Source organism: Marivirga lumbricoides (assembly GCF_014636295.1).
In the GTDB taxonomy this organism is placed as follows: Bacteria; Bacteroidota; Bacteroidia; order Cytophagales; family Cyclobacteriaceae; genus Marivirga; species Marivirga lumbricoides.
On the sequence record NZ_BMEC01000004.1, the window covers coordinates 81,033 to 107,568 of the forward strand.

Sequence of the window (26,536 nt, forward strand, 5' to 3'; positions counted from 1 at the left end):
ATTATACCTCCTTTTCTTTTAACTTTCGGTATGCCACAAACAACATGACTACAATGGCAAGAATAGCTGCACAGGCAAAAAGCCGAAATGCACTATTGGTATTTGTGGGAGTCAGCCACAGGGAGTCGTTGATGTTATATTTTGCAACTCCTAATTTTTCCAGAGCAATATAAATTACACTCGAATAGCCAATAATGATAATTGCTAGAGAAAATAAGGTTTTAACCAACGGTTGTTTGGAAAACATAGCACCACCTGTAAATGCTAAGATAAAACCTAACATCACCAGCGATGCTATAAATGAAACAAACCAAAATAAGGATTTTTGTATATCATTGGGAAGTATGAAGTCAAAAGTGCTTTCAAATCCCACTGGGTAAAATTTTTCAGTGGTAAAAAGGGTGAAAAAATATCCTTCCAGATGAAAAGTAATCCAGTAAAGAAGAGGAAGCAAAATTAACATTAAACCAATACGAATAAATAGTTCGAAAACGAACTTTTCCAGTATCGATGCCGGCAACATCAGGTAGTTAATAGTGCCTTCTTTTGAGCGAAAGGCAGGAAATGAATAGCCAACATATAATATGCCAAATATAGCCACAAATGTGAATAGCAATTCCCTAAATATTTCAGCATCATGAGGCACTCTGTCATTACTCATCTGAACCAGTGAAAGCACAATGAATATCACACCAACATAGGCCACAATAGAGAATAATAAAAGTTTGTTGCTATGAATAAAATGCTGTCTGCAAAGCAGAAGAAATCGTTTGCCGTTAAAAATATTACTGGACATAATCTTTCATTTTTTCTGTGCCATGAGAGATGGCATTAAACAATAATTCGATATCAACATTGGAACCTCCATTAGCTTGCGGTGTAATGACTTTATACCCTCCGGGCACCATTTCACTATATAGAATATTTTCACCTTCTGGCGAAGAAGAGGTGGTGAAATTCAGCAGTGCAGAAATGTCAAAGATATCTTTCTGCATAATGAATTTTCCATTTTCAAGCATCAGTATCCTGTCGATCAGGTTTTCAACATCCTTTACCTGGTGGGTGGATATGATTACTAATTGGTCTTCATCAAGCGAGCCTGCCACCACCTTTCTAAAAACACTTTTGGAGGGGATGTCGAGTCCATTTGTCGGTTCATCTAATACCAGCAGCCTGCATTTGGTAGAGAGTGCAAAAGAAATCAGGAACTTCTTTTTCTGTCCGTAGGAAAGTTTTTGTAAACTTTTCGTTTCAGGCAGTTCAAAATCACTGATGAGCTGCTGTAGTAAAGTCTGGTCAAAGCGAGGGTAAAAGCCGGAATTTGCTTTTACATAGCTGCCGATTGAAACGCCTGGTATGTAAAATTCCTCAGGTAAAAAATAAATGTCCTGAAAGAGGGAGGGCTGGCGTTTAGCAGGTTCGTGTCCCATAATGTTCACTTTTCCCTCGGTGGGGAAGAGCAAGCCTACCATCAACTTAAGCAAAGTGGTTTTACCGGCACCATTTTTACCGAGCAGTCCTGCAATGCTTCCTGCCTGTAATTCGCATTCCAGGTTATGGAAGAGTGGCGGCTGCTTTTTTGAATATTTAAATTCTAAATTTTGTATGCTGATCATATCAACTGATTTACTGTACTACTTAACTAATACACTACAATGGTAAAAGATAGATTTGACTATTCCAAAAATAAATGGAAGAATTATTGATTTTTTTTGGAAAGGTGGTACATAACCATCCTAATGTTAATTAGTACTTTAGTTCAAACTGAATTAAATGCTCTTTTTTTAATGGCATTTTAATAGTGAGGTAAATCTTAATTTTAAGTAGATAATAATTGAACAGATTAACGTTATGAACCCAAAAAATCCACAAATGAAAACCCTAGTTATCTCCTTACTTTTATCCTGTTGTCTCATTCGGCTGAATGCCCAGAACTATGAAAAAGTAATCTTTAACAAAAACATTGAAAATGGTTACTATTTAGCTGTAGCGCCTCAGGCTGAGATAACAGGCGTTCTTGTGCTTTTACCCGGTTTTGGACAGGCTGTAGAAAGTATTTATCCGGAAACTAAAATTCATAATGTGGCTTACCTTCATGGTTTATTAACAGTAGCAATTGCTGGTGGCAATAAATTGTATGCTGATGAAAATGTTACAAAGAGGTTAAATGATGCCTTCCTTCACATTATTGATAAATATGCAATTCCTAAAGAAAAGTTTGTGATAGGAGGCTTCTCGGCAGGGGGTACAATCTCTCTTCGGTATGCAGAATATTGCTATGAAAAACCGTCAGAAGCAGCTATTCAGCCACAAGCTGTCTTCAGCGTGGACTCTCCAGTGGATTTATTCGGTATATGGGAATATTTTCAAAGAGAAATTAAAAAGAATTATTCCGAGGCAGGGGTGGGGGAAGCCAGGTATGTTTCTGAAATAATGCTAAAGGAAATAGGAGACCCTGTCAATGATAAAGCTAAGTATGAGGAACTAACACCTTTCAATGCCAATTTGGAACAGCCCGGTAATGAAAAATTCCTTAGTAATATTGGTGTAAGAGTATACCATGATGTTGATATCGTATGGCAATTGAAAAACAGGAGAAGAAGCTTGATGGATACCAATTCATTTGCTTCTTCAGAATTGATTAACAGGCTTTTATTAATGAACAATACAAAAGCTGAATTTATGCTGGCAAAGCAACCCGGTTATAGAAGCTCAGGACTCCGGCACCCACATTCCTGGTCTATTGTAGATGAAGTGGAGTTGATCCAATGGGTGAATGAAATGCTGAAATGAGTGGTTAAAAACAGTTGATAATGTATTTTTTACTGAGTGTTAATATTGAATAATAATACTTTTGATTATTCTACATGTTGAATTGGCTTAATAATAGTTGAGTAAATCATCTATACAAGCACATATCCAAATAGAAAATAAAAAAAACATAAAGTTTTTTTCTCATCCATTTGGAATTACCAAAAAATATTAACAACCTTTGTTCAATAATTCATGAGTAATACAAGCAACATATCAACAGCAAATGCTAACGGCCTTTTTCAAGTAGCCGCTCCTTCTGCTATGGTATTGTCTCTATTGAATTTTTCTGTCCGTCCTAGCCTTAGGACATTCAGGCCCTAACGGGCTTTATATTTTATGGTGCCTTACGCAGGTGCCGATTCTCCATCGTATTATTTTCTTCATTTAGCTTAACAAGTAAGTTTACTATTTCACATTTTAATTTTTGATATTTCGATCAATGAAAAATCATCAAAATGTAATCATTAGCATTGCTAATGAGCAACATATCAAGTTTTCTAAAATGATTGCGGACGAAATGGCTTCCTCTGCAGCGGCACGTGGTACTGGTATCGCGCAACGCACCCCTGAATACATCCAATTAAAAATGGAAGAAGGGAAAGCTGTTATTGCACTTACTAAAACAGGTGAGTGGGTTGGCTTTTGTTATATTGAAGCCTGGGGTCATGGCAAGTATGTTGCCAATTCCGGCTTAATTGTTTCTCCTCCTTACCGTGGCACAGGTGTGGCAAGCAGCATTAAGGAGAAAATATTTGAGCTTTCCCGTAAAAAATATCCTGAATCCAAAATTTTCGGACTCACTACAGGCCTTGCGGTGATGAAAATCAATTCAGAGTTAGGTTACGAGCCTGTTACTTACTCTGAACTAACAGATGATGAAGCTTTTTGGAATGGTTGCAAAAGCTGTGTAAATTATGAAATATTAATGGCTAAGGGCAGATCAAACTGCTTCTGTACAGCTATGTTGTATGATCCTGCATGGGAGAAAAAGAAAAAGCCAAAAAAGACGAAGTGGGGCAGACACTTTGAAGGAGAATACAGCCTTTTTGAAAGATGGATGCGTATTAAAAAGAAAGTATTTCTGAGAGAGAAAAAAGGAGGAGCTTCTGCAAATAGCAGTGGCAACCAAAAGTCAAAAATGAATTTCTTTCAAATGATCGGTTCCTTTTTTAGTTTTTGAAGTCTTTCAAAGCATAATAAGATTTTAATGATAAAGGAATTTCCCCCCTTTTCCAAAGGGGGCAGGGAGATTCTTCAAAGTTGAAATAACATTTTAAGCTATAGAATAGTGGGAATATTTTAAAAAATGGTAATCTAAATTTTAGAAATAACAAAAGTAATCCCTCTTGGTCCCCCTTTATTAAGGGGGAGGGATCAGATACAATTTGTAATAGTCTTCAATAAAATTTAATAGAGTAATAATTAAATTCTTTTTTACAGCAACAAACCATTAAAAAATGAATAAAAAAGCATTAGTGGCCTTTAGTGGCGGATTAGATACCTCTTATTGCGTACTCCAACTCAGTAAAGTGCTGGATTATGAAGTACACACCATCACAGTAAACACCGGGGGATTTGACCCCGAAGAAGTAGCTAAAATCGCACAGAGGGCTAATGACCTCGGCTCAAAAAGCCATAAAACTGTAGATGTTACTCAGAAGTTTTGGGATGATTGCCTGAAATACCTGGTATTTGGCAATGTGCTCAAAAACAATACGTACCCACTTTCTGTAAGTGCTGAGCGAGTTTTTCAAGCCTTGGCTATTGCGCATTATGCCAAGGAAATAGGTGTTAACACCGTGGTTCATGGAAGTACAGGAGCTGGTAACGATCAGGTACGTTTCGACATGGTTTTGCAAACTATCATTCCCTGCATTGAAATTATTACTCCTATCCGAGATAATAAATTATCCCGGGAGGAGGAGATTCAATTTCTTAAATCCCACAACGTTGAGATGGATTTTGCCAAAGCCCAATATTCCATTAACAAAGGAATCTGGGGAACCTCTGTAGGAGGGAAAGAGACTTTGAACAGCAGGGAATCACTGCCGGAGTCAGCTTATCCTACTCAGGTGAGTGAAACAGTTGAAAAAAGCATCAAAATTACTTTCAACAAAGGAATTCCAGTAGCTCTGGATGATCAGAAATACGAGCATCCGGTAGATTTAGTGCAGGCGCTGAATAAAATAGGAGGTAGCTATGGGATTGGAAGAGACATTCATGTGGGTGATACCATCATCGGAATTAAAGGAAGAGTAGGTTTTGAGGCGCCTGCTCCGGTTTTATTGATCAAAGCGCATCATTTATTAGAAAAACATGTGCTTACACAAAATCAGCTGAGCTGGAAGGAGCAATTGTCAGTGTGGTATGGTAACAGATTGCACGAAGGACAGTTCTTGGATCCGACCATGCGCAACATTGAGAAATTTCTGGCAGATACACAGGAAAATGTTACTGGTGATGTGTGGGTGAAGTTATACCCTTACAGATTTGCCGTAGAGGGAATTGAATCCAAATATGATTTAATGTCCAGCGAGTTTGGTAAGTATGGTGAAGAAAATACAGGCTGGAGTGGAGAAGATGTAAAAGGCTTTACCAAAATTTTCGGCAACCAGACTGCTATTTATCATCAGGTAAAAAATAAAGCAGATGATTAAAGCAGGAATTATCGGGGCAGCCGGTTATACAGGAGGAGAATTAATCAGAATATTGCTGAATCACCCGGAAGTTGAAATTGCTTTTGCAGTAAGTGGTAGCCAGGCAGGCAAGAAGATCAGTGCAGTGCATCAGGATTTATTGGGTGAGACGGAGTTACAATTTGTGAAGGAATATCATTCTGAAATTGATGTGTTATTTCTTTGTGCTGGTCATGGAGCCGCTAAAGATTTTCTGACCAAAAACGAAGTTTCCGAAAAGGTTAAAGTAATTGATTTAAGCCAGGATTTTCGTTTAGGCGAATCAATCAATGGAAGAGAGTTTGTTTATGGTTTGCCGGAACTCTACAAATTGGACATTAGCAAAGCAGAAAATATAGCCAATCCGGGTTGTTTTGCCACGGCCATTCAATTGGGTTTATTACCAATGGTAAAGCACGGCCTGGTGGCGGAAGAGGTGCATACTACTGGTATCACAGGATCTACAGGTGCGGGAGTTTCCTTATCCGATACCAGCCATTTCAGCTGGAGAGTTAATAATATATCAACCTACAAAACCTTTGATCATCAGCATCTTAAAGAAATTAATCACAATTTTGGTAAATTGGGTGATGCAAAACCTGATATACTCTTTGTGCCCTACAGAGGGCCTTTCACAAGAGGAATCTGGATTACTTCTTATTTCAAAACTGATGTTACCCTTGAAGAGGCCCTGAGGATTTATACTGAATTCTATCAGGAGCATCCTTTTACTCATATCACAGAGGAGGAGCTGGATTTAAAGCAAGTAGTTAATACAAATAAGTGTTTTATCCGTTTGGAAAAAAAAGGATCACAATTAATTGTCAGCAGTATTATTGATAACCTGTTGAAGGGTGCTTCCGGCCAGGCTGTTCAAAATATGAATTTGATGTTAGGATTTGAAGAAAGCACTGGATTGAAGTTAAAGGCCACTGGTTTTTAGTTGAGTATTCTATTACTTTGATCTTTAATAATGCTTATAAATTATTAATTAGAACGAAATCAAATACTATAAATTGAAATCACTCTGAATACTTTACCTTCATAATCTGTTTTTTGCACTGTGAATAACAAATCGTTACTAAAGACGAAAGCGGGTGACCCGACAAAAAGGCGGGCTGAGGGTGGTATTTGAAGCGTGGAAGCCAGCCAAAGGCTGGTCAGCCTCTGGCTGACATCTTTTTCTCTTGATTTTCCCCAAAGGGATGCCTTTGGCATTGCATCTTTTTGATTAAGCAAAAAGAAAATAAGAAAAATATAGATGTTGAAGTGGTTATTATATTGTGAAGTTGACAAGAAGATGGTGAGTACGAAAATGAAGGTTACATAAATAAACCAAATTCTATAATAAATTATTTATCCGATAATCGATAAAACTAAGAACATTAATGAAAAATTTCACTTCAGTACATGATGTCCCTGACCTCCCCAAACTTTTACAAAAAGCACTGGAAATCAAGAAATATCCACTTCAAAACACCACACTAGGCACCCACAAAACTTTAGGGCTTATTTTTCTGAATCCCAGCCTCCGCACAAGAATGAGTACGCAAAAAGCAGCTTATAATTTGGGCATGAATGTGATAGTAATGAATATGGATAAAGATTCCTGGGCACTTGAAACAAGAGAAGGTGTAATAATGGATGGGGATAAAGCTGAACATGCAAAAGAGGCTGTAGCAGTGATGGGAGAGTATTGCGACATTATTGGCGTAAGAAGTTTCCCCGGCCTTAAAGATAAGGAAGCAGACTATAGAGAAGAGATGCTCAACATTTTCCTGAAATATGTGGGCATTCCTGTAGTAAGCCTTGAGTCAGCTACCCGACATCCCCTGCAAAGTCTGGCTGATTTAGTGACCATCGCTGAGTTAAAGAAAGTGGAGAAACCAAAAATTGTGTTAACATGGGCTCCGCATATTAAAGCTTTGCCGCAAGCTGTTCCTAATTCTTTTGCAGAATGGATGTTAGCAGCGGATCATGATTTAACCATTGCACATCCTGAAGGGTATGAATTGTCTGATGAATTTACAAAAGGAGCCACAATTGAACATGATCAGTCAAAAGCTTTGGAGGATGCAGATTTTGTGTATGTAAAAAACTGGTCATCTTTCAAGGATTATGGTGCAGTAAGTAATCGCTTTCCCGACTGGACATTTGATCATAAAAAGCATCAATTAACTGCAGAGGCTAAAGTAATGCATTGTCTTCCTGTAAGAAGAAATGTGGTAATTGCAGATGAAATCCTAGATGGCCAGCACTCAGCGGTGATACAACAAGCCGGTAACAGAGTTTTTGCTGCTCAGGCTGTTTTACAAACTATGCTGGAAGGGATGGAGTGATAAATAGATTTACTAACACATTTTAGCCTTTAAAGGGCAAAAGATTAGCAACTAAGGGTAAAACCCCTGGTTAAAAACTAAACCTAAAACCAATAATGAAGCCACTCAAGATTATCAAAATAGGAGGGAACATCATCGATGATACATCACGATTACTATCTTTTCTAAAAGACTTTTCCGCTATTTCAGGAGCAAAAATCCTCATTCATGGAGGGGGGAAGATCGCCTCCGAACTAGGAAGTAAAATGGGGATTACTGCAAATATGCATGAAGGGCGGAGGATAACTGATGAAGCCACGCTGGATTTGGTTACTATGGTGTATGCAGGATTAATTAATAAAAATGTAGTGGCCAAATTACAGGCGCAAAATTGCAATGCCATGGGTTTTTCCGGGGCAGATGGTAACCTAATTACTGCCACAAGGCGGCCTGCAAAAGAAGTGGATTATGGCTTGGTAGGAGATGTGGCTATTTCCGGAGTGAACACCAAAGTGATTTCAGGACTGCTTAATTTAGAATTGATTCCTGTATTTTCTCCTATTACGCATGATGGAAAGGGGCAGCTCTACAATACCAATGCCGATACTATTGCTTCCGTGTTAGCGATGGCATTATCAGAGATGTTTGAAGTGGAACTCATCTATTGCTTCGATAAAAAAGGAGTACTGGAAGATGTCAATAACGATGATACGCTCATTAAAGAAATAAATACAAGAAATTACAATAGCTTAAAAGAGAGTGGAGCCATTGCCGATGGTATGCTGCCCAAGCTTGAAACTGCTTTCCAGGCACTTAACCATCATGTAAAGGCAGTGCGAATAATGCAGGCGGAAGAAGTAGCTAATTCTAATGCAGGCACACTTATCGTAAAGTAATGGAACAAAAATACTTACAACTTCTGCAGGAACTCATCAGAACCCCCTCTTTTAGCAAAGAAGAGAAAGCTACAGCAGATTTATTGTGCAATTTTCTTGAAAAGGAAGGAGTAAAAGTAAATCGTTTGGTTAATAATGTGTGGGCGACTAACCTTCACTTTAATCCGGAAAAACCTACGGTATTGCTTAACTCACATCATGATACGGTAATGCCTAATGCTGCCTACACACGAGACCCTTTTTCTCCGGATATTTTAAATGGGAAATTATATGGTTTGGGAAGTAATGATGCAGGTGGAGCTTTAATAGCTTTGCTGGCAACTTTTCTTCATTTTTATGAAGCGAAAGATCTCAATTATAACATCATTTGGGCCGGCACGGCTGAAGAAGAGATTTCAGGGAAAAATGGTATGGAATTGCTTTATCCTCAATTGCCAACTATCGAATTTGCTATTGTTGGTGAGCCTACTTTAATGAATATGGCTATTGCTGAAAAAGGTTTGATGGTACTGGATTGCGTAGCAAAAGGAAAAGCAGGACATGCTGCCAGGGAAGAAGGAGTGAATGCTATTTATGCAGCAATGGATGATATTCAGTGGTTTAAAAGTTTTCAATATCCTGAAGTTTCGGATTTCCTTGGTCCGGTAAAAATGTCTGTTACTATGATTCAGGCAGGTACTCAACACAATGTTGTGCCGGACACCTGCAAATTTACAGTGGATGTACGTACCACTGATCAATACAATAATGTGGAGGCTCTGGAAATTATAAAGGAAAATGTAAGCTGTGAAGTAACCCCGCGCTCTACAAGGTTGAAACCTAGTTTTATTCCCCCGGAACACGCCATTGTTAAGTCTGGCTTATCTTTGGGGAGAACTACTTACGGAAGCCCAACCACTTCTGATCAGGCATTATTAGATGCTCCATCACTTAAAATGGGACCCGGAGATTCAGCCAGAAGCCATACCGCAGATGAATTCATCTATCTGAAGGAGTTGGAAGAAGGCATAAACTTATATATTAAATTATTGGAAAAGGTAGTAAGCTAGTGCGCGCTATCAAACTATAGAGATATGAAAAAAATGAATAAAATCTGGCAAAAAGCCACTGATAATGATTCTTTGGTGGATCAATTTACAGTAGGACAGGATCGTGAACTGGATCTGGTTTTAGCTCGATTTGATGTGCTGGGATCGATGGCACATATTACTATGCTGGAAAGCGTTGGATTGCTCACTTCCTCAGAGTTGGAGGCTTTACTGGATGGGTTAAAAACTATATTATCTGAGATTGAAGATAACAATTTCACCATTGATGATGGAGTAGAAGATGTTCACTCGCAGGTGGAAGGACTGCTAACAGCCAGGTTGGGTAATGTGGGGAAGAAAATTCATAGCGGACGTTCCAGAAATGACCAGGTTTTAGTTGACCTGAAGCTCTATTTCCGACATGAAATCTATGAGATTTTCTCTGATGTAGAATTGCTTTTCAATCAACTGATTTCACTGGCAGATCAGCATAAAGCTAAATTGATGCCAGGATATACGCATTTACAACTGGCAATGCCTTCATCTTTTGGCCTCTGGTTTGGTGCTTATGCAGAAAGTTTGCTGGATGATATGGAGATGATGCTGGCTGCATGGCGTGTTTGTAATAAAAACCCGTTAGGGTCAGCCGCTGGTTACGGTTCTTCATTTCCCTTGAACAGAAAGATGACTACTGAACTTTTAGGTTTTGAAGATCTTAATTACAATGTGGTGTATGCACAAATGGGAAGAGGGAAAACTGAAAGGATTTTAGCTCAGGCTATGGGTTCAATAGCCCAAACACTAGCTAAAATGTCAATGGATGTTACTTTGTTTTTAAATCAGCATTTCAGCTTTATTAGTTTTCCGGATCATTTGACAACCGGATCAAGCATTATGCCACATAAAAAAAATCCTGATGTTTTTGAACTCATCAGGGCCAGGTGCAACCAACTTTCAGGTTTATCAAATAACATTCAAATGGTGACGCAAAACCTCCCTTCAGGTTACCACAGAGATTTGCAACAGATTAAAGAAATGCTTTTCCCGGCCATTGGAGAGTTAAAAAGTTGCTTGAAAATGATGCATTATATGTTGGAAAATATCACAGTAAAAGAGGGGCTTTTGACTGAAGATAAATTCAAGTATCTATTCAGTGTGGAAGAAGTGAACAGACTCGTTTTATCAGGTATTCCTTTCAGAGAAGCGTATGTGCAGGTAGGTTTAGCCATCGAAAAAGGTGAATTCAATCCGGAGCGGCAAGTAAAGCACAGCCATGAAGGAAGTATAGGCAATTTGTGCCTCCCGGAAATTGAAAATGCTTTTCAACAGCTTAAATCGGACTTTGGATTTGAAAAAGTAGAAGAGGCTTTGAAAACATTGGCGGAAAAATGAAAGTATTTTCTGATATTATTGAGGGTGCTGATGATAAGTACTGCACTGTTCGATAATCAAATAATATCCCGATCGTTCGGCACAAGTCTTGCTAAAACCGAGCGGGCTGGTTGACAAAAAGGCGGGGAGCGCGTTGAATTGTAGCATGGGAGTCCGTCAGCTGACGGATCTTGATTTTTTGAATCTTTTTGATCAAGTCATCACAGTTATTGGAACTGAACTTCAAATGAGATAACAGGACTTTTGCTATATTAGAAAATAGAGCTAGAGCTGATTAGTTTTCTGCTTACTTACATCTGTGAAGCTGTCCCCTAGAGGGGACTACAGGGGTGTTTTGGAGCAACATAGAAATGGCATCAGTTGAGAAAATAGAATCTTGTTATATAGTAGCAAAAAGATAAAGAATAAAATTTTGTTTAAACTACCTTAAAGTGTAATTGAAACCTCAATATTTAGTAAAATTTCTCTTTTTCAAAGCTTTATACTTAGTTTTAAAGTTTAAGAAACATTTATTAAGGTCAGTATATCTAGTTTTTGAATTCAATTTCATTTTCCATGAGTAGCTTATTGAAAGAGGAGTGATTTTAAATCACCCTTCTTTCAATAAATCACAAGACTCTACGTCTAACTCAGTCTCCACAGTATAATGTTCAAAATTGTAATTTTTAAGCAGCCTTTTTACATCTTGTTTTACTTGGAGGTAGTCAGAAAATTGACTGATATTCTTGAGTTTTATATGAGTTGTAAATACATGTTTCTCTCCTTCTAAAGACCAAATATGTGTAAGATGAATAGAAGCGATATTCTTAATTTGAAGAATTTCTCTTTTCAATTTTTCCAGATCTATATCCTTAGGAGCTCCCTGTAAAAATATAAATAGTGTTTCTTTCAATCTTTTTATCACGTTGTACAATACATACAAGGTTATTAAGAGTGAAAGTGCAGGATCCAGATAATGAATGTCTTTGAATTTCAGTACAATAGCCACAATCAAGACGGCCACCCATCCTAAAACATCCTCAAGTAAATGCCAGGATACTACTTTCTCATTCATTGACTTTCCGCCACTTAGCTTATAGGCGGCAAAACCATTCACTAAAACTCCTACGATAGCAAAAATGATCATGCCTTCCGCATCTGAATGTTCCGGCTCTAAAATTCTTCCTATAGCTTCATAAATTACATAAGTTGAGCCCAGAATAAGTACCAGGCTATTAATAAGTGCCCCTAATAGTGAAAACCTGGTATAACCGAAAGAGAAATTCTTGGTAGCCCCTTTTTTTGATTTGTGATGGAGATACCATGAAGTGCCTAATGAAAGGCTATCCCCCAGATCATGTACCGCATCGGACAAAATGGCTACACTGTTAACATAAAAGCCACCTATTATCTCAAGGATTGTAAAACCCAGGTTAAGAAAAAAGGCTATCTTGAGGTTTTTGCCTGACTGATTGTCGTGTGAGTGATTATGAGACATATTAGTTTATTGCTTTTTCATCATTTCTGCTAAGTCAGCTGGAATTTTCATCGGTTTTAATGGAGGAACATTCGCTCCGCCTGTATTGCCCACAGGAATAGTGCCTACAAAAGATTTTACACCGCCTACCAGCAATCGCGGGATTTGCCCTACTATTTCTTTAAAGTTTTTAATCCTGAGCCCAAACAAAAGCATTAGCCAATGCACATAGGTATGCTGTGAGGGGTAAGCCTGACCTAGTATATGTGCTCTTTCGAGATGATTCCATGAGCCAGATAAATCACCTTTTAACCAGGCGTCATCACTTTTTGAGAGTTCATTTTCGAAATGTGATTTTAAATGAGGTGGTATAAATATGTTAAATTTCATAGCCTTTTATATTTGCTTCAAAGGTAAGCATCAAAGGCTTGCAATGGTATTGCATTTTAAGCAGCGCACTGGTCGCAGATACCATTTACTAAGAGATTTACTTCCTTTTGAATAAACCTTTTGGGTAGATGAATGTCGGGTATATCAAATTTTTGCAGACAATAAGTTTTATTGCACTTTTCGCAATGGAAATGAATATGTGAATCGTTATGTTCTTTAACATCACAAGCAGCTTCACAAAGAGCAAATTTTGGAGCACCTGAGCCATCATCAATGCTATGTACCAAACCTTTCTCTTCAAAAATCTTCAAGGTTCTGTACAGCGTTATTCTGTCAGCAGGATAAAAATCATCATATAGTGCTTTTAAGCTTATAGCTGCTGAAGTTTTATTTAAGTGATTTAAAACCAGCATTCGCATAGCTGTAGGCTTAATCTGATGTTTTAATAGTCTTTGTTCTAATGCTTCATTTGTCATTCCTACAAATTATGAATATCTAAAGAGATAATAAAGAGGCGATAATAAATTAATTCCCTTACATAGTATTCTGTTAAGTAGTGTACTTTGTTTCACAGATGCAGTAACTTTTGCTTTACAAATCCTATGTTTATTTTATGCAAATAATTGAACTTACAGGTTCTCAGAGCGGTTTCTAAATTATACTGAATAAGATTTTAAAAATAAAAATCTTAAAATCAGATAGATATGAGTGGTTAGAATGGTTAGTAAAATGTTTTTGGCTTACTAGTTTTAGTTTAAGGGGAGTAGTGATAATTAGAATAATGCCAGCTAAGTATAAAAGTTCTAAAAAAATCCGGGAATTGTTAAGAAGCTATTTCTGTTAACTAGGCAAGCACGTAGCTTACACATTAAAAGCAATTTTTTTAATATTAAATTACAATTTTTTTTTAAAAATTAAATATTGCCCCTATATTTGAATAACAGGTTCACAAATAAGAAAAGTATGAAAAAGTTAGTGTTAATAGTTTTGGCAGGTTTGTTTCTAGGTGCATGCGCACAAAAGACTTGTCCTACTTATACCTTCAACGATTTAGACAGCAAAGACATCACTGTAGAAAATAAAATATAAAGAAAGTACACCTTTATTCGGTGTACTTCTTCACATCTTTAACGGTGATTTTATCATCACTTAAAATCACCAGTCTTTCAACTACATTTCTTAATTCCCTAATGTTTCCGCTCCAAGGATAAGATTGTAATTGTTCTAAAGCCGCTTTTTCAATTTCTTTTACCTTGGCTCCTTGCTCATCGGCTATATCTGCAAGAAATTTTTCTACTAATTCAGGAATGTCTTCTTTTCTTTCTTTTAAAGGAGGAACCTGAATTTTGATGACACTTATTCTGTGGTATAAATCTTCCCTGAACTCATTTTTCTCTATGGCTTCTTTCAGGTTTTTATTAGTAGCAGCAATAATGCGGACATCTACTTTAATTTCCTTTTCACCTCCAACGCGTGTTATTTTACTTTCCTGCAATGCGCGCAAAACTTTCGATTGAGCGGCAAGTGGCATATCTCCAATCTCATCTAAAAATAAAGTGCCGCCTGTAGCTTGCTCAAATTTACCAATCCTCTGCTTAATAGCGGAAGTAAAGGAGCCTTTTTCATGTCCAAACAACTCACTTTCAATCAATTCTGATGGGATGGCAGCACAGTTTACTTCCACTAATGGAGCCTTGTTTCTTTCACTTTGCTCGTGAATTTGTCTTGCGACAAGCTCTTTTCCTGTACCATTTTCGCCCGTAATTAATACACGTGCATCAGTAGCAGCTACTTTTGCAACAGTTTCTCTCACATCAGCCAGGGCGGGGGAGGAGCCTATCATTTCGTATTTTTTAGAAACCTTTTTACGGAGTGTTTTAGTCTCTGCAACTAAAGTAGACTTGTCTAAAGCATTTCTGACAGAAACCAATAAGCGGTTTAAATCTGGTGGTTTTGAGATAAAATCGAAGGCGCCTTTTTTAGTAGCTTCCACAGCGGTATCAATAGTACCATGTGCTGAAATCATGATGAATGGAACATCAATGGCTTTATCATAAACAGCATTGAGCAATTCCAAACCATCCATTTTCGGCATTTTAACATCACACAGCACAAGGTCAAAATGCTGGCTTTCAATCTTTTTTAAGCCTTCAGCACCATTAGCGGCTTCTTCTATTTCATATTTTTCGTATTCCAGTATCTCCTTCAGCGTTTGCCTGATACTTACTTCATCGTCAATTAAAAGTATTCTTGCCATAAGTTAAAGTTAAAATAAAATTGCAAGCCTATAAGCCGGGTTCTGTAAACCAATGAATAAATCCACCGGAACTCCTATCATTTATCTAACGCAGCCTACCCCTTTTCACCTGTTGTTGTCGAACAGCAACATTTCGGACGAGCAGCCCTTATTCTCTTCCAGAATTTCTTCGGACGAGAGGCAAAAATGTATGTGGCCTTACAACCCGAAAGGTTTACCATGCATTCTGGTATTACTACCAAAAACGGTGAGCTCTTACCTCGCCTTTTCACTATGACCTCTGAAGAGTAGCAGAACTACTCAACTAAGGCTACATTTTTTCTGTGGCACTTTCTGTTTCCGATCCATTACCAATCAGAACCCTGTGTTTCCACAGGTACGGTGCTCTGTGTTGCCCGGACTTTCCTCCCCTGGAAAACCAGAGGCGATAAGACAGCTTGCAATTTTAGTATGATTTTTTAAATACCAACAAAAATACAACCAATTTTGGGGATAGCCTTAAAAGTGGTGTTTTTTTATAAAGGTGCCTATTGGATTGTTAAAGCTTAACGCTTTAATGTACATCCTGACCTGTTAGCTTATGTTCCCAGGCATCTGCCACAATAGCAACTTCTTCAATAATACTTTTTAATCCATTTTCTGTGGCATTTGCTAAATAGGTAGCTGCCTCAACACGGATAAAATCATCCAGCAGTACAAACCTTGTAGCAGTAAAAGTGGCATTAGCTCTCACCAGGCTTTCTAAATTAATAGAGGGAGTATAAGGACATACCTTGGAAGTGAATTCTATGCTAGGCATATTAGTGATTTCACTATTTTTTTTAGTACCTAATACAGCCTGATACCTGTTGCTGCCAAGTGGAAAAATAACCACTGATTTATTAGTGTCATATTCCTGGTACTGCCCGCCAATTTCATTGGCGTAATTTTCCATAAATGTGTTAAAGTCCATAGCTCCTTAGTTTTAGGTTAAAAAGTTGATTAGATTATTAAATTAAAGTTTTTTTATTAATAATCTAATAAAATTCGATGAAATAAAAAGATTAAGCTATAGATAATACTATTTTCAGGCCTGGATATAAACTAACCAATTAAGCGTTTATTTAATTTTTACATGGGTTGCACCGTAACCAAATTTCTCTTTTTTGGCATCCTTAAAAAATTTGATAGCAGTACTTTCTGATAATATTTTATGAATATTATTCTTCAAAATTCCATTACCTACTCCATGGATGAAAACTATTTCCTCTAAGCCAGCCACTATTGCCTGATCTAATTTATTCTCAAAAGTAGAAAGTTGGATTCTCAGGATTTCATCTTTCGGCAATTTCTCATAATTAGGATCAATAGCTTCTATATGTAAATCTACTTCAGCTTCAGCAGCCCCTCCCTTTGTTGTATGATTTAACTTTTCTTCTTTATCTTCAAAAAAGCTGTTTTTGAGTTTATCTGCATCTAAGGATAAAGGAGTTATGTGGCTACTTTGTGACTGACTTAGTGGCACTAAGTATCCTTTTTTGTTCAAAAGGGCAATTTGTTGCATTTCTTTTTGAAAATGCTTGGGTTTGATATTTAAAGTGATTTTTTCAGGTCTGCCGGGAATGGCCCACTTAGCTGTTTCAGCAAGTATGGTAATAGAAAGTGGTGGCCAGGTATTGATGTGGTCAAAGTTTCTTTCAGTTATTTTCAGATAGCTTTGACCAAATAATTTTTCAGCAATCAGCGTTTTTTCTTCGTTCCTGGAATTAATTTCATTAGCCATTACCAAAAGGTCATTATCCGTAAGGTTTAAAAGATAAATACTGCTTAGCTGATCATTTAAAGGGATAATTGCAGCAAAATAGCCTTTAATTCCTTCTGGTGCGTTAGGCTTTTTAGGCATGTTCGCTGTTTTCTGACCTACACTTTTCTGATCAGGCAGATCAAATGATGTGCTTTCATCAGCTGAAATTATCACTAATTCAGATTGAAGAACAGGAATGGCAAAACCGTCTTCAATTTCTACTTCCACTAAGGATCTATCTAACATTCGAGTTATTTTTCCTTCTTCCTTACCATGCAAAAATCTTACGCGATCTCCTACTTTCATATCTCTTCAAATTCAAAATTTAATTAATAAGTTATTCTGATTGTTTATAGCCATACCGAATGTTTACGGTAGTTTAAGATTGGCTTAAAAATAAACGGGATGTAAAATTACTTTGTTTTCACTCCATTCCAACGTAGGAAATGGTATTTTTATAAGGTTAGCTATATAAAAGATTGTTTGAAGCCATTTTTTTTGCGTTTCAATCTTACTGAAGTCCACATCTAAACTTAGAAACATCTGTCTTTTTGCATGGTAACCATTGAGGCTGTTCGTTTCAATATCACCATAAACCATTTCTTTACCGCTATAGCCTAAGGAAAAGGCCAGCCAGTCAGGAAATACATTCTTTTTGCTTAATAAATTAAAGTTAGCAGATAGCCAATAAGTTTGTCCATTATAGTCTTTTAACCATTGTTCGTAGAAGTTGTGACCAAGAGTATTTGGCCTTAATTCCGCATAGGAACTGGGAGAAAATGAGAATTTAGGATGAATGTAATTCTCCTCCCAAATTAGCTGTTGAAATGGAAGAAAAGCACCTATGGAATTCGCTACAAAATCTCCCCATGAGGCTCCATAGTCTGCTGAGAAGCCATCCAGAATTTCTATAGGTAACATCATGCTTGTGCTGGCTATCCCGCTCCATAGTAGTGCCTTTTTCTTTGAAACTCCTGCTTTCTGAAATAGAATAGCATTGGTGTTACTTATATGGTAAGCTGTGAATGCATGACCAGCTTTATCCATTTGAAGCCATTGATTATTATCATTAAAAAAAGTGAAAGGCTGCCTCTCACCACTGCCATACCAAATGAAGCCTAACCCGACCATAGTGCCCGTATACACCACCGTTTCCGTCAGAATTAACTTCTTCAGCATTCTTCTGTTGAGACTATCCTGACCATATAATGATAAGCTGAAAGAGCAGAAAGCTACAAGCAAAAATAAGTTTCCGGATACCCTGAGTTTCATTGTCCAAAAGTAAGCAAATTTGCGGCTAGCATTTTATCTTTTGGTGAGCAATTAAATAGAGCTTATTAGTCAATTACACGAGAATCAATGATATGTGACTGAAAGTCAGTAATAAATGATTAGCCAATATGTAATCTAATTTTAAATTTTAGATTCTAATATAAGAGATGAAATGGCAAATCTGCTTATTTCAGTCCAGTGCTTTTTTGTAGGTATCCAATGCTCTTTGACGAGCGGATTTATGCTCTACCATAGGTTCAGGATATTTATCAGTGCCGAGTTCAGGAATCCATTTTTTAATGTACTCTTTATTTTTATCAAACTTGTCGGTTTGGCTGTAGGGGTTAAAAATCCTGAAATAAGGCTGGGCATCGGTACCAGTACCGGCAGCCCATTGCCAGCCTCCATTATTTGATGCTAATTCATAATCAAGCAATTTTTCGGCAAAATAGGCTTCTCCCCATCGCCAATCTATCAACAGGTGTTTAGTAAGGAAACTGGCGGTTATCATTCTTACCCTGTTGTGCATGTAACCCGTGGTGTTGAGTTCACGCATGCCTGCATCAACAATTGGGTAACCGGTCTTCCCTTTACACCATTTTTTAAACTCTTCTTTATCATTTCTCCACGGAATAGCATCATACTTTGATTTAAAAGCGGTATCCACTACATGTGGGTAATTTCCCATAATCATACTGTAGAAATCTCTCCAGATCAGTTCATTTAGCCAGGTGTCATTCAGTGCTTTCGCTTTTTCTACAGCCTGTCTGATACTGATAGTGCCAAAACGAAGGTGAATACCTAACCTGCTTGTGCCATTTTTTGCGGGGTAATCCCTGATCTTATCATACTTTTCAATTATTTTCTCAGGATAGTTGTTCTGAGGAATTTCCACATCGCTTTTTTCAAATCCAATAGATTTTAAGCTGGGGAACTCAGGACTGAATTGATGAAATATTGTTTTTCCCATGCTTACTGAATAAGGATGTGTATGGCCTGATTGTAATTTTTCCATCCATTTATTTTTGTAAGGAGTAAAAACTTTATAGGGCTCATCAGATCCATTTACCACCTCTTCCTTTTCAAAAATTACGTGATCTTTAAAATCGTAAAAGCCAATCTCATTTTTCTTAAGCAGTTGCTCTACTTTTTCATCGCGCTCTTTCGCGTAGGGCTCATAATCTCTATTTGTGTATACATTTTCTACAGGGTAATCTTTTATCAATTGCTCAAATATTTCTTCCGGTTTTCCATGCTTTACTAACATGCCTGACCCTACCTTATTCAGTTTAGCGTGCATGTCGCTTAAAGTGTCATGCAAAAATTGTACGCGTGCATCTTTTTTATCCTGAAGGTCATCCAAGATATTGGTGTCAAAAATAAAGAGGGGAAGCACAGGCTTACCTTCATTCTGAGCATAGTGCAAGCCTGTATTATCAAAAAGTCTTAGGTCTCTTCGGAACCAGAATAGAGTGATTTTGTCCACAATAAAAGTTTTAAAAATTAACTATGATAGTTAACCGCTGAGGGGGGTGATAGTTTGTAAATATCAGGAATTTTCATCTTCCTCTCTTACAACTGCTTCAGAATTAGGCTTTACAGGCTCATCTTTCTCTTCTTCCGGTTGGCTTTCATCTTTAGGTTCTTCTTTCTGCTTATTTCTCTCAAATATTTCCCGAAGCTTATTAAAACTGGTTACATGCAGCAAACTGACCCCTGTGCTGGTTGAAGCAGTATTGTTGAGCCTGTCTAATGTGCTAAAGTTGGTTCGGTTATAGATTTTTACCCTTAATTTGCCATCTTCAGATAGCAAATATTCCACAGACCAGTCGCCCAGAATTCCTAAAATCTCCTGGTTAACATCATCGGTGGCTCCTTGAGTGAAACCACCATCTCGAGTTACTCTTAATCTGCCATCCAGAAAACTATAGGATAATCTTAACTGAAATGTATTAAACTGTTCCTCATCAAATGAGCCAAAATCTACATCAATTTCAAGGTTTTCATCAATTTGTGTCACCCAATAGCTTAACTGGTTAGAAAGGAATTCACTCACTGAATTACCGACTGATCCACTTACTGCAAATGAAGCGCGTGGAGAAAGCCTTCTCAAGATCAATAAACTAAACACCTGACGTTTTAATTCCTGCTCATCGGATGCCAGTTCAGCCTTAAAGGCTGCCATCTCTGTTCCTAATGATAAAGGTTGTCCGCTTTCATTAGTAATATTATCAGGATAACCTGTAATACCAATGTCGAAATCTACCTGAGGCTTTAACAAATCCCCTTTCAGTTCCAGCATTACCTGGGCAGGATACCTTCTCTTGAGTTCAGGAGCACTGCTGTAAACAGTATCTATAATAGGGAGCAGGGATACATTTTGTTCGTAAATGGCATCAATATCTAAAATTCCACCATAAGGGTCGCCTTCCCAGGTTATTTTACTTCCCGGCTGAATTTTAAACTCTTTGTTAATGATATTATAAAGTGTGAAATTATAACCTCCTTCAGTCAGAGTGAAATCCCCTAACATCGTGAAAGAACCATTGGTGTCAATATTTAAGCTTACATCACCATTACCTCTTCCTCTGATAATATCTCCGGATTTTATATCGAAAATGATTTCAGCATAAGCTTCAGGAGTAATTTCAATATCCAGGTTAAGATTAATACCAGTAACATTAACAGCTTCTACTTTTTGGAAAGTATTTGTTTTTTTATTGGCAGTGTCTGACACATTAATGAAATGAATGAAGTCTTCCTGCTCCACGCTGGAAGTACTTTGTACAGGAATAAAGAGCTTAGTGCCTTTTTCAGTACGCGCATTGGCCTCTATGGTTAAATTTTGAGTAGGACCAATAAAACTTACGCTTCCTGTAGCAAATGCATCGCCATAAAATAGTTCATTGTCATTTACAGTAGTATTTAGCACCTTAAAATTATTCATTTGGCCTCTCAAATTGAGAGATAGGTCAGTAAATCCATCATGCAGTAAATCACCAGATAAATAGGCATTGTTTCCTTGCTCATCCAGTAAGGCTATATTTTCTAAAGCTATCTTATCCTGGTTAAAACTTACGTTTCCTGAGAATTTATAGAGGGTATTAAGATAGTTAACCCTTAAAGCACCATCGGCAACTGTTCCTGTTCCATTTATTACAGGATAGTTCAGATTTCCGGTAATTTGAAAGTTTCCATTGACCCTGCCTCTTATATCAGAGAAAATAGTATTAATAAAAGGTTCAGCTATAATAAGATTGGCCTCTTTTAGTGAAGCATTGAGGTTGAGGGAGTTTTGTTCTACACCTGGCGAATAGGTACCTTGAATGAGTACAATTTCTTTGCCATTTCTATTTACCACAAAATCCATTTGCATTAAACGTTCCACCGCCTTCCATTCTGTTACCCCACTAATATTTCCGATCAGAAATTCATCGATGTAAAAGTCTTTTACATTTACGTCACTATTGATCAGGAACTTATCCTGATAGCTTTGAATGCGAACTGATCCGTTTATAAAACCTCCATAGTCTCTATCCACCAGCATGCTATTCACATTCTCTATATTAAAACTATCTATTTTTATGTTGAGGGCTTTAGTAGAATCACTTGAAAGTTCACCATTCAAAATAATGCTTTGATTTTCGGTATAAATTCCAAAATTCTGAAACAGGTATTTTCCATCTGTTAAAGTAGCCAGGTTATCATCTTTAAACTGCCAGGTATTGTTAAGTGCCTCAATTCGTGATTGAGTGATTTCAATAGTTGTAGTGTCAGTAAGAAACCGAATGTTGCCGGCTAAATCTAAATTGTTTTCAAATTGAGGTTGTTGTAAATAGCCACTGAAATTAATAGTGTTTCCCTTCCAAACCAACTCAGCTTCAATGTTTTCTGTTGAGAGGTTTTCTCCAAATTGCTGCGAACGGGAATAGACATACCCCATTCCCAGCACATTTTTATCTTTGTGATCTTTGGAAAAAGTAAGGTCTACTTCATTATTTTTAAATGACGAGTTGTTATAATTTAAGGAGTCAATTTTAGAGGTTAAGTTAAAGATACTGGTTTGTCCGTTGGTAAAACTTCCTATTATGTTGGTGTTGGGCTTTATATAGAGTTCAGGAAGGAATAACTTTATCAGCGGATTGATTTTTTTCAGATTCAGATCATAAAGCACCTGATACTTTTCATATTGTTTATCAGAATCTAAGTTTGAGTAATATTTTTCGAGCTCCTCGGCATCATTTCTTATATTCATCTGAAATTCTTTCACCATCGTGCTAATGTCTTTTTGCAGCTGGCTGAATAAATAAGGGCCATTTACTGAACCTGTGAGTATATCGGAATCAATAAATAGTTGGCGATAGTCATTTTGTTTATTGGTGTTGATGTTCAAAGTGTCAAGCGTGAAAACATTTCCGCCATACTTTGCATAAACGTTCCGAAGAAACGCCTGCCCCTCTATACTATCTAATTTAATTCCACGACCATCAAGTGTGCCAGAGGCTTTAATGATTAAATCATCATCAGTAATATTTAATGTTTTAAGATTAACCGTATCCAGATCAGCCAAAACATTGATGATATTTTTATTATTTCTCAGGTCTATTGAACCTGTCATTCCCAATTTAAGAACAGGATCATTTATTGTTATCTCTCCGTTAAAAAACTCCTTTCCATACTGCGCATTTGTTTTAATATTCTGGTATTGATAACCATTAATTCCCAGAAGATTAATATTTGCTTTTAGCTTGAGGTTTGCTGATTCCAATGTTAATCCCTTACCGTTAACATCACCAGTCATTTGAATTTTTTGAACCAGTGTATCATTTTCCAATAGGGCTCCTAAATTGAAATTATAAGTGGAAATGCTACCGCTGTATTCAGTTTGCGTAGCGTCATCATTAATTTTAAGGTTAACATCTGATTCTACCCGGCCAAGCTGAGTGTTAAAAACACCATTTGCTACAAAGTCATTGGTAAAGCCTATAAAGTTTCCTGAGAAGTCAATGGTGCCAATGGTTCGCACTTTACTAACCGCAAGAGTGTCATTGATGTATTGCCTAATATCTTCCGGTGCAATTGTAGCATTATTCAGATTAAAATTGATAAATGATTCAGAAATTTCCGGTAAGCCATCCATTTCCAACCTTCCACTTAAACTGCTTCTTTCCCCGAAAGTAAGATCCAGATTTCGGGCGGTAAAATTTTTCACTTTACCTTTAAAGTTGGTACTGATTACTACTTTTTCATTATAGCGGTTCAAATAAGGAGCAAAATAAGCTAAATCCCTGGCATAAAGGGTTGTGTTTTTTAAATCTGCTACCACGTTAACTGAATCAACAAAGTAGGAAAGGTTAGGCATCCCATTATAGGTAAAAACTATAGAGTCTTGGATAATGCTTTCATTGATTTCTAATTTTAATTCGGTGAGGGCTAACTTACTTTGAGAAATTTCGAATTGAGTCTTGATATTTTTCAGAAATAAACCTGAGGCAGAATCTACAGCACTTAGTTCTTCTACCCGCATCTGGATAGTATCTCTTCTGCTGGAAAAATCATAAACATTTCCGTTCAAGTCATTTAAAATAAACTGATTGTAATTAAAACCTTCCGGAATGCTATCCTGGTCATTATTGATAATTCCAAGCTTTACATCTTCAAGCACTATATGCTGAATAAGCAGGTTCTTTGGCTGACTGCCTGAGGAAGATGAACTGGTGGTAAGTTCCCGTATTGCTTCAATCAGGTAGTCGATGTTAAAATAATCATCTCCCTTATCTTTAATTAACATTACCCGTGCACCTGAGAGTGTTACATCATCAAAAAGGATGCTTTGAGCGGTAATCAACTGCTTGATGTCATAATTGACTAAGAGTTCATTAATACTGATAAACTGGGCTTTATCTTTATTTTTAATATCAAGTTGGCTGATTTTAATTTGATCGAACCATTCAATATTTATACGGTCTATCGTAATTTCATAACCCAATTCTTCACTCAGGTAATTACTTCCCATTTTTGCAACCCTTGTTTGCACATAGGAAGATTGCATGGCCAACACAATAAAGCTGAGTACAAAAAACAAGATAAGGAATAGCCACAAAATTACTTTTGCAATACCTTTTTTAATACCTTGCGTTAAATTTTCTTCCTTCTTCAATCTATGGACTTAACTATTTTAGCTATTGAGTCATCTTGCGATGAAACCTCTGCTGCTGTCATTCAAAACGGGAAAGTACTTAATAATATTATTGCTACACAATCTGTTCACGAGAAATATGGGGGAGTAGTTCCTGAGCTTGCTTCGCGGGCTCATCAGCAACATATCGTTCCCGTGATCGATCAAGCGCTTTCCTCTGCAAATATAGGTAAGAAGCAGCTAAATGCAGTGGCTTTTACGCAAGGACCTGGATTATTAGGTGCTTTATTGGTGGGCAGTAGTTTTGCAAAATCCTTGGCCTCAGCTTTAAAAATACCATTAATTGGCGTAAACCATATGCAGGCGCATATTTTAGCTCACTTTATTGAAGAACCGAAACCAAAATTTCCTTTTTTATGCCTTACTGTAAGCGGTGGGCATACGCAAATAGTAAAAGTAAAGGATTATCTGGAGATGGAAATATTAGGGGAGACGCAGGATGATGCAGTAGGAGAGGCCTTCGACAAAATAGCTAAGATTATAGGGCTTCCTTATCCCGGTGGGCCAATGATTGATCGTTATGCTAAAGAAGGAAATCCGCACGCATTTCAATTTCCTGAAACTGAAATGCAGGGATTTAATTATTCTTTCAGTGGAATTAAAACTGCTGTTCTTTATTTTCTTCAAAGAGAAACGAAGAAGGATGAAAGCTTTGTGAAAGATCACCTGAATGACATATGCGCCAGCGTGCAACATAGATTGATTACTACTTTACTCCAAAAATTAAAGAAAGCCTCTAAGCACACAGGTATTAAACAAATAGCCATTGCAGGAGGAGTTTCTGCCAACTCTTACCTAAGAAAAATGCTGCAGGAAGAAGGAGAGCAACTTGATTGGCAGGTGTATATTCCTAAGTTTGAATATTGCACTGATAATGCCGGGATGATTGCCATGACTGCGCACTACAAATACTTGCAACAAGATTTTTTGGGGATGGATGCCTCCCCGCAACCCCGGATGAAATTTTCGGTTTAGATAAATGTATGAAGAAAATTTTTAGTAGTGGAGACAAAAAGGTTCATTCTTTCATTGTTAAGGCTGAAGATATAGCAAAATTTGAAAAGCAAGCAGTGCATCAGGTGTGTGCTACATTTACCCTGGCAAGAGAGATAGAATGGTGTACCAGGCTTTTTGTTTTAGACATGCTTGAGGAAAATGAAGAGGGAATTGGTACTATGCTTACCATACAGCATCAATCACCTGCATTAATTGGAGAACAGGTAATAATAGAAGGCTATTTTGAAGCTATTGAGAAGGGGGAAATTATCTGTAACTACATTGTTAAAATAAAAGACAGACAAATTGCAACAGGTAAAACAGGTCAGCGCATTTTACCTAAAGAAAAAATCAAACAAATTTTTGATAATGTTGTAAGTAATTAATTGATTTTACACAAAATTCAGTTTTTAAAAACTAACTATAAGTTTAAATTGAGGATCAGTAGAAATAGTTTATGCTACTTTCAGAAATAGACTATTTTTATCCTTTAGAATATAATTTTTATGACCGATAAGAAAAATTTTAGTACTTCCATATTAGTCAAGAATAAGAAAGCCCGATTTGAGTATGAATGGCTTGACACTTACACTACCGGTATAGTTCTGCAAGGAACTGAAATTAAGGCTATCCGCTTGAATAAGGTGAATTTGCAAGAGTCCTATTGCTATGTGCACAGGGGGGAAGTGTATGTGAGAGGCTTACACATAGGCCAGTATGAATTGGGAACTCATTATAATCATGAGGAGAAACGTGAGCGGAAACTGCTCCTTAAAAAGCAGGAAATAGGAAAAATCAGGAAACGAATGGAAGAGAAAGGCCTGACCTTAGTACCTACAAAACTTTTCCTTAACAGCAGAGGCCTGGCAAAACTGGAAATTGCACTTGCTAAAGGAAAGAAAATACATGATAAGAGAGATAGTATAAAAGATAAGGATATAAAGAGAGAATTATCAAGAATGAAATTGTAATGGAATGTCTTTTATTGAATGAAAACAAATAGGTTATTTATTGCTTTTCTTAAATAGGAAAGTGCTTTTAATAAAAAAGAAAAGGACAC

The 26,536-nt window shown here is 37.1% G+C and carries 24 protein-coding genes and 1 other RNA gene; 12 read left to right on the forward strand and 13 right to left on the reverse strand.

Translation table 11 applies throughout. The annotated features are described in order from the left end of the window. Position 1: 1 nt before the first annotated feature. Positions 2-796 carry a hypothetical protein gene (locus tag IEV85_RS07315; RefSeq protein WP_188461763.1) on the reverse strand — a complete coding sequence of 265 codons (795 nt, stop codon included), beginning with the start codon at positions 794-796 and terminating at the stop codon, positions 2-4. Further along, on the reverse strand, positions 786-1,616 hold the full coding sequence (locus IEV85_RS07320) for an ABC transporter ATP-binding protein (protein ID WP_188461764.1): 831 nt from the start codon (positions 1,614-1,616) through the stop codon (positions 786-788). The genes IEV85_RS07315 and IEV85_RS07320 overlap by 11 nt, the downstream gene beginning before the upstream one ends. 256 nt (positions 1,617-1,872) lie before the next feature. On the opposite strand from IEV85_RS07320, the gene IEV85_RS07325 reads away from it, so the two are divergent. The 4 genes from IEV85_RS07325 to argC all read left to right on the forward strand — a co-directional run bounded on the left by IEV85_RS07325 (position 1,873) and on the right by argC (position 6,432). Continuing rightward, positions 1,873-2,793 carry an alpha/beta hydrolase gene (locus IEV85_RS07325; RefSeq protein ID WP_188461766.1) on the forward strand — a complete coding sequence of 307 codons (921 nt, stop codon included), beginning with the start codon at positions 1,873-1,875 and terminating at the stop codon, positions 2,791-2,793. Positions 2,794-3,253: 460 nt separating this feature from the next. Then, the gene (locus tag IEV85_RS07330; protein WP_188461768.1) at positions 3,254-3,994 is read left to right on the forward strand and encodes a GNAT family N-acetyltransferase; all 741 of its coding nucleotides are present in this window, start codon (positions 3,254-3,256) and stop codon (positions 3,992-3,994) included. Positions 3,995-4,271: 277 nt separating this feature from the next. Further along, positions 4,272-5,471, forward strand: a complete 1,200-nt coding sequence (gene argG, locus IEV85_RS07335; RefSeq protein ID WP_188461770.1) for an argininosuccinate synthase — start codon at positions 4,272-4,274, stop codon at positions 5,469-5,471. Beyond that, entirely contained in the window at positions 5,464-6,432 is a 969-nt protein-coding gene (argC, locus tag IEV85_RS07340) for an N-acetyl-gamma-glutamyl-phosphate reductase (RefSeq protein WP_188461773.1), read from the forward strand. The genes argG and argC overlap by 8 nt, the downstream gene beginning before the upstream one ends. 59 nt (positions 6,433-6,491) lie before the next feature. Here the strand turns inward: argC and IEV85_RS07345 are convergent, their stop codons facing one another. Then, on the reverse strand, positions 6,492-6,707 hold the full coding sequence (locus tag IEV85_RS07345; protein WP_188461774.1) for a hypothetical protein: 216 nt from the start codon (positions 6,705-6,707) through the stop codon (positions 6,492-6,494). 170 nt (positions 6,708-6,877) lie between these two features. On the opposite strand from IEV85_RS07345, the gene IEV85_RS07350 reads away from it, so the two are divergent. From IEV85_RS07350 to argH, 4 genes are all read left to right on the forward strand, one after another. Further along, positions 6,878-7,828, forward strand: coding sequence for a Rossmann-fold NAD(P)-binding domain-containing protein (locus IEV85_RS07350; protein ID WP_188461776.1), 951 nt, complete (start codon positions 6,878-6,880; stop codon positions 7,826-7,828). A 95-nt stretch (positions 7,829-7,923) separates the two neighbouring features. Then, positions 7,924-8,703 (forward strand): acetylglutamate kinase, encoded by a 780-nt coding sequence (gene argB / locus IEV85_RS07355; protein ID WP_188461778.1) that lies wholly within the window; start codon positions 7,924-7,926, stop codon positions 8,701-8,703. Next, positions 8,703-9,752 (forward strand): M20 family metallo-hydrolase, encoded by a 1,050-nt coding sequence (locus IEV85_RS07360; RefSeq protein ID WP_188461781.1) that lies wholly within the window; start codon positions 8,703-8,705, stop codon positions 9,750-9,752. The genes argB and IEV85_RS07360 overlap by 1 nt, the downstream gene beginning before the upstream one ends. Positions 9,753-9,785: 33 nt before the next feature. Next, on the forward strand, positions 9,786-11,123 hold the full coding sequence (argH, locus tag IEV85_RS07365; RefSeq protein WP_188462264.1) for an argininosuccinate lyase: 1,338 nt from the start codon (positions 9,786-9,788) through the stop codon (positions 11,121-11,123). Between the two features lie 589 nt (positions 11,124-11,712). Here the strand turns inward: argH and IEV85_RS07370 are convergent. From IEV85_RS07370 to IEV85_RS07380, 3 genes are read right to left on the reverse strand one after another with little or no spacing between them, the layout of a single operon-like run. Beyond that, positions 11,713-12,600 (reverse strand): cation diffusion facilitator family transporter, encoded by an 888-nt coding sequence (locus IEV85_RS07370; RefSeq protein WP_188461783.1) that lies wholly within the window; start codon positions 12,598-12,600, stop codon positions 11,713-11,715. 6 nt (positions 12,601-12,606) lie between these two features. Then, complete coding sequence (locus tag IEV85_RS07375) at positions 12,607-12,969, reverse strand: DUF3703 domain-containing protein (RefSeq protein ID WP_188461785.1); 363 nt, start codon at positions 12,967-12,969, stop codon at positions 12,607-12,609. A 56-nt stretch (positions 12,970-13,025) separates the two neighbouring features. Then, positions 13,026-13,445 carry a Fur family transcriptional regulator gene (locus IEV85_RS07380; protein WP_188461787.1) on the reverse strand — a complete coding sequence of 140 codons (420 nt, stop codon included), beginning with the start codon at positions 13,443-13,445 and terminating at the stop codon, positions 13,026-13,028. Positions 13,446-13,932: 487 nt separating this feature from the next. Between IEV85_RS07380 and IEV85_RS25050 the strand changes: the two genes are divergently transcribed. Further along, complete coding sequence (locus tag IEV85_RS25050; RefSeq protein ID WP_262892137.1) at positions 13,933-14,058, forward strand: putative periplasmic lipoprotein; 126 nt, start codon at positions 13,933-13,935, stop codon at positions 14,056-14,058. Between the two features lie 13 nt (positions 14,059-14,071). Here the strand turns inward: IEV85_RS25050 and IEV85_RS07385 are convergent, their stop codons facing one another. The 7 genes from IEV85_RS07385 to IEV85_RS07415 all read right to left on the reverse strand — a co-directional run bounded on the left by IEV85_RS07385 (position 14,072) and on the right by IEV85_RS07415 (position 24,441). Beyond that, positions 14,072-15,226 carry a sigma-54-dependent transcriptional regulator gene (locus IEV85_RS07385; protein WP_188461789.1) on the reverse strand — a complete coding sequence of 385 codons (1,155 nt, stop codon included), beginning with the start codon at positions 15,224-15,226 and terminating at the stop codon, positions 14,072-14,074. Positions 15,227-15,241: 15 nt separating this feature from the next. Next, positions 15,242-15,670: RNase P RNA component class A (gene rnpB, locus IEV85_RS07390), an RNA gene on the reverse strand. Positions 15,671-15,779: 109 nt separating this feature from the next. Further along, positions 15,780-16,178 (reverse strand): hypothetical protein, encoded by a 399-nt coding sequence (locus tag IEV85_RS07395; RefSeq protein WP_188461791.1) that lies wholly within the window; start codon positions 16,176-16,178, stop codon positions 15,780-15,782. Between the two features lie 147 nt (positions 16,179-16,325). Continuing rightward, positions 16,326-17,315, reverse strand: coding sequence for a Smr/MutS family protein (locus tag IEV85_RS07400; protein ID WP_188461798.1), 990 nt, complete (start codon positions 17,313-17,315; stop codon positions 16,326-16,328). An 84-nt stretch (positions 17,316-17,399) separates the two neighbouring features. Beyond that, positions 17,400-18,281 (reverse strand): DUF2279 domain-containing protein, encoded by an 882-nt coding sequence (locus IEV85_RS07405; protein WP_188461800.1) that lies wholly within the window; start codon positions 18,279-18,281, stop codon positions 17,400-17,402. Positions 18,282-18,471: 190 nt separating this feature from the next. Then, positions 18,472-19,767 (reverse strand): cryptochrome/photolyase family protein, encoded by a 1,296-nt coding sequence (locus tag IEV85_RS07410; RefSeq protein ID WP_188461802.1) that lies wholly within the window; start codon positions 19,765-19,767, stop codon positions 18,472-18,474. A gap of 63 nt (positions 19,768-19,830) precedes the next feature. Next, complete coding sequence (locus IEV85_RS07415; RefSeq protein WP_188461804.1) at positions 19,831-24,441, reverse strand: translocation/assembly module TamB domain-containing protein; 4,611 nt, start codon at positions 24,439-24,441, stop codon at positions 19,831-19,833. Between the two features lie 3 nt (positions 24,442-24,444). Between IEV85_RS07415 and tsaD the strand changes: the two genes are divergently transcribed. From tsaD to smpB, 3 genes are all read left to right on the forward strand, one after another. Next, positions 24,445-25,455 (forward strand): tRNA (adenosine(37)-N6)-threonylcarbamoyltransferase complex transferase subunit TsaD, encoded by a 1,011-nt coding sequence (gene tsaD / locus IEV85_RS07420; RefSeq protein WP_188461807.1) that lies wholly within the window; start codon positions 24,445-24,447, stop codon positions 25,453-25,455. Between the two features lie 8 nt (positions 25,456-25,463). Continuing rightward, the gene (locus tag IEV85_RS07425) at positions 25,464-25,862 is read left to right on the forward strand and encodes a thioesterase family protein (RefSeq protein ID WP_188461810.1); all 399 of its coding nucleotides are present in this window, start codon (positions 25,464-25,466) and stop codon (positions 25,860-25,862) included. Positions 25,863-25,982: 120 nt separating this feature from the next. Then, entirely contained in the window at positions 25,983-26,447 is a 465-nt protein-coding gene (gene smpB, locus IEV85_RS07430; protein ID WP_188461815.1) for an SsrA-binding protein SmpB, read from the forward strand. Positions 26,448-26,536 lie beyond the last annotated feature (89 nt).

Excerpts from the sequence above, each read along its gene's own strand:
- IEV85_RS07425 (WP_188461810.1), top strand. The coding sequence starts at position 25,464 with ATGAAGAAAATTTTTAGTAGTGGAGACAAAAAGGTTCATTCTTTCATT.
- IEV85_RS07315 (WP_188461763.1), bottom strand. The coding sequence starts at position 796 with ATGTCCAGTAATATTTTTAACGGCAAACGATTTCTTCTGCTTTGCAGA.
- IEV85_RS07350 (WP_188461776.1), top strand. The coding sequence starts at position 6,878 with ATGAAAAATTTCACTTCAGTACATGATGTCCCTGACCTCCCCAAACTT.
- IEV85_RS25050 (WP_262892137.1), top strand. The coding sequence starts at position 13,933 with ATGAAAAAGTTAGTGTTAATAGTTTTGGCAGGTTTGTTTCTAGGTGCA.
- IEV85_RS07400 (WP_188461798.1), bottom strand. The coding sequence starts at position 17,315 with ATGAAAGTAGGAGATCGCGTAAGATTTTTGCATGGTAAGGAAGAAGGA.
- IEV85_RS07380 (WP_188461787.1), bottom strand. The coding sequence starts at position 13,445 with ATGACAAATGAAGCATTAGAACAAAGACTATTAAAACATCAGATTAAG.
- IEV85_RS07395 (WP_188461791.1), bottom strand. The coding sequence starts at position 16,178 with ATGGACTTTAACACATTTATGGAAAATTACGCCAATGAAATTGGCGGG.
- IEV85_RS07320 (WP_188461764.1), bottom strand. The coding sequence starts at position 1,616 with ATGATCAGCATACAAAATTTAGAATTTAAATATTCAAAAAAGCAGCCG.
- tsaD (WP_188461807.1), top strand. The coding sequence starts at position 24,445 with ATGGACTTAACTATTTTAGCTATTGAGTCATCTTGCGATGAAACCTCT.
- IEV85_RS07370 (WP_188461783.1), bottom strand. The coding sequence starts at position 12,600 with ATGTCTCATAATCACTCACACGACAATCAGTCAGGCAAAAACCTCAAG.
- argC (WP_188461773.1), top strand. The coding sequence starts at position 5,464 with ATGATTAAAGCAGGAATTATCGGGGCAGCCGGTTATACAGGAGGAGAA.
- argG (WP_188461770.1), top strand. The coding sequence starts at position 4,272 with ATGAATAAAAAAGCATTAGTGGCCTTTAGTGGCGGATTAGATACCTCT.
- argB (WP_188461778.1), top strand. The coding sequence starts at position 7,924 with ATGAAGCCACTCAAGATTATCAAAATAGGAGGGAACATCATCGATGAT.
- IEV85_RS07385 (WP_188461789.1), bottom strand. The coding sequence starts at position 15,226 with ATGGCAAGAATACTTTTAATTGACGATGAAGTAAGTATCAGGCAAACG.
- IEV85_RS07345 (WP_188461774.1), bottom strand. The coding sequence starts at position 6,707 with ATGCCAAAGGCATCCCTTTGGGGAAAATCAAGAGAAAAAGATGTCAGC.
- smpB (WP_188461815.1), top strand. The coding sequence starts at position 25,983 with ATGACCGATAAGAAAAATTTTAGTACTTCCATATTAGTCAAGAATAAG.
- IEV85_RS07405 (WP_188461800.1), bottom strand. The coding sequence starts at position 18,281 with ATGAAACTCAGGGTATCCGGAAACTTATTTTTGCTTGTAGCTTTCTGC.
- IEV85_RS07375 (WP_188461785.1), bottom strand. The coding sequence starts at position 12,969 with ATGAAATTTAACATATTTATACCACCTCATTTAAAATCACATTTCGAA.
- IEV85_RS07325 (WP_188461766.1), top strand. The coding sequence starts at position 1,873 with ATGAAAACCCTAGTTATCTCCTTACTTTTATCCTGTTGTCTCATTCGG.
- IEV85_RS07330 (WP_188461768.1), top strand. The coding sequence starts at position 3,254 with ATGAAAAATCATCAAAATGTAATCATTAGCATTGCTAATGAGCAACAT.
- IEV85_RS07360 (WP_188461781.1), top strand. The coding sequence starts at position 8,703 with ATGGAACAAAAATACTTACAACTTCTGCAGGAACTCATCAGAACCCCC.
- argH (WP_188462264.1), top strand. The coding sequence starts at position 9,786 with ATGAATAAAATCTGGCAAAAAGCCACTGATAATGATTCTTTGGTGGAT.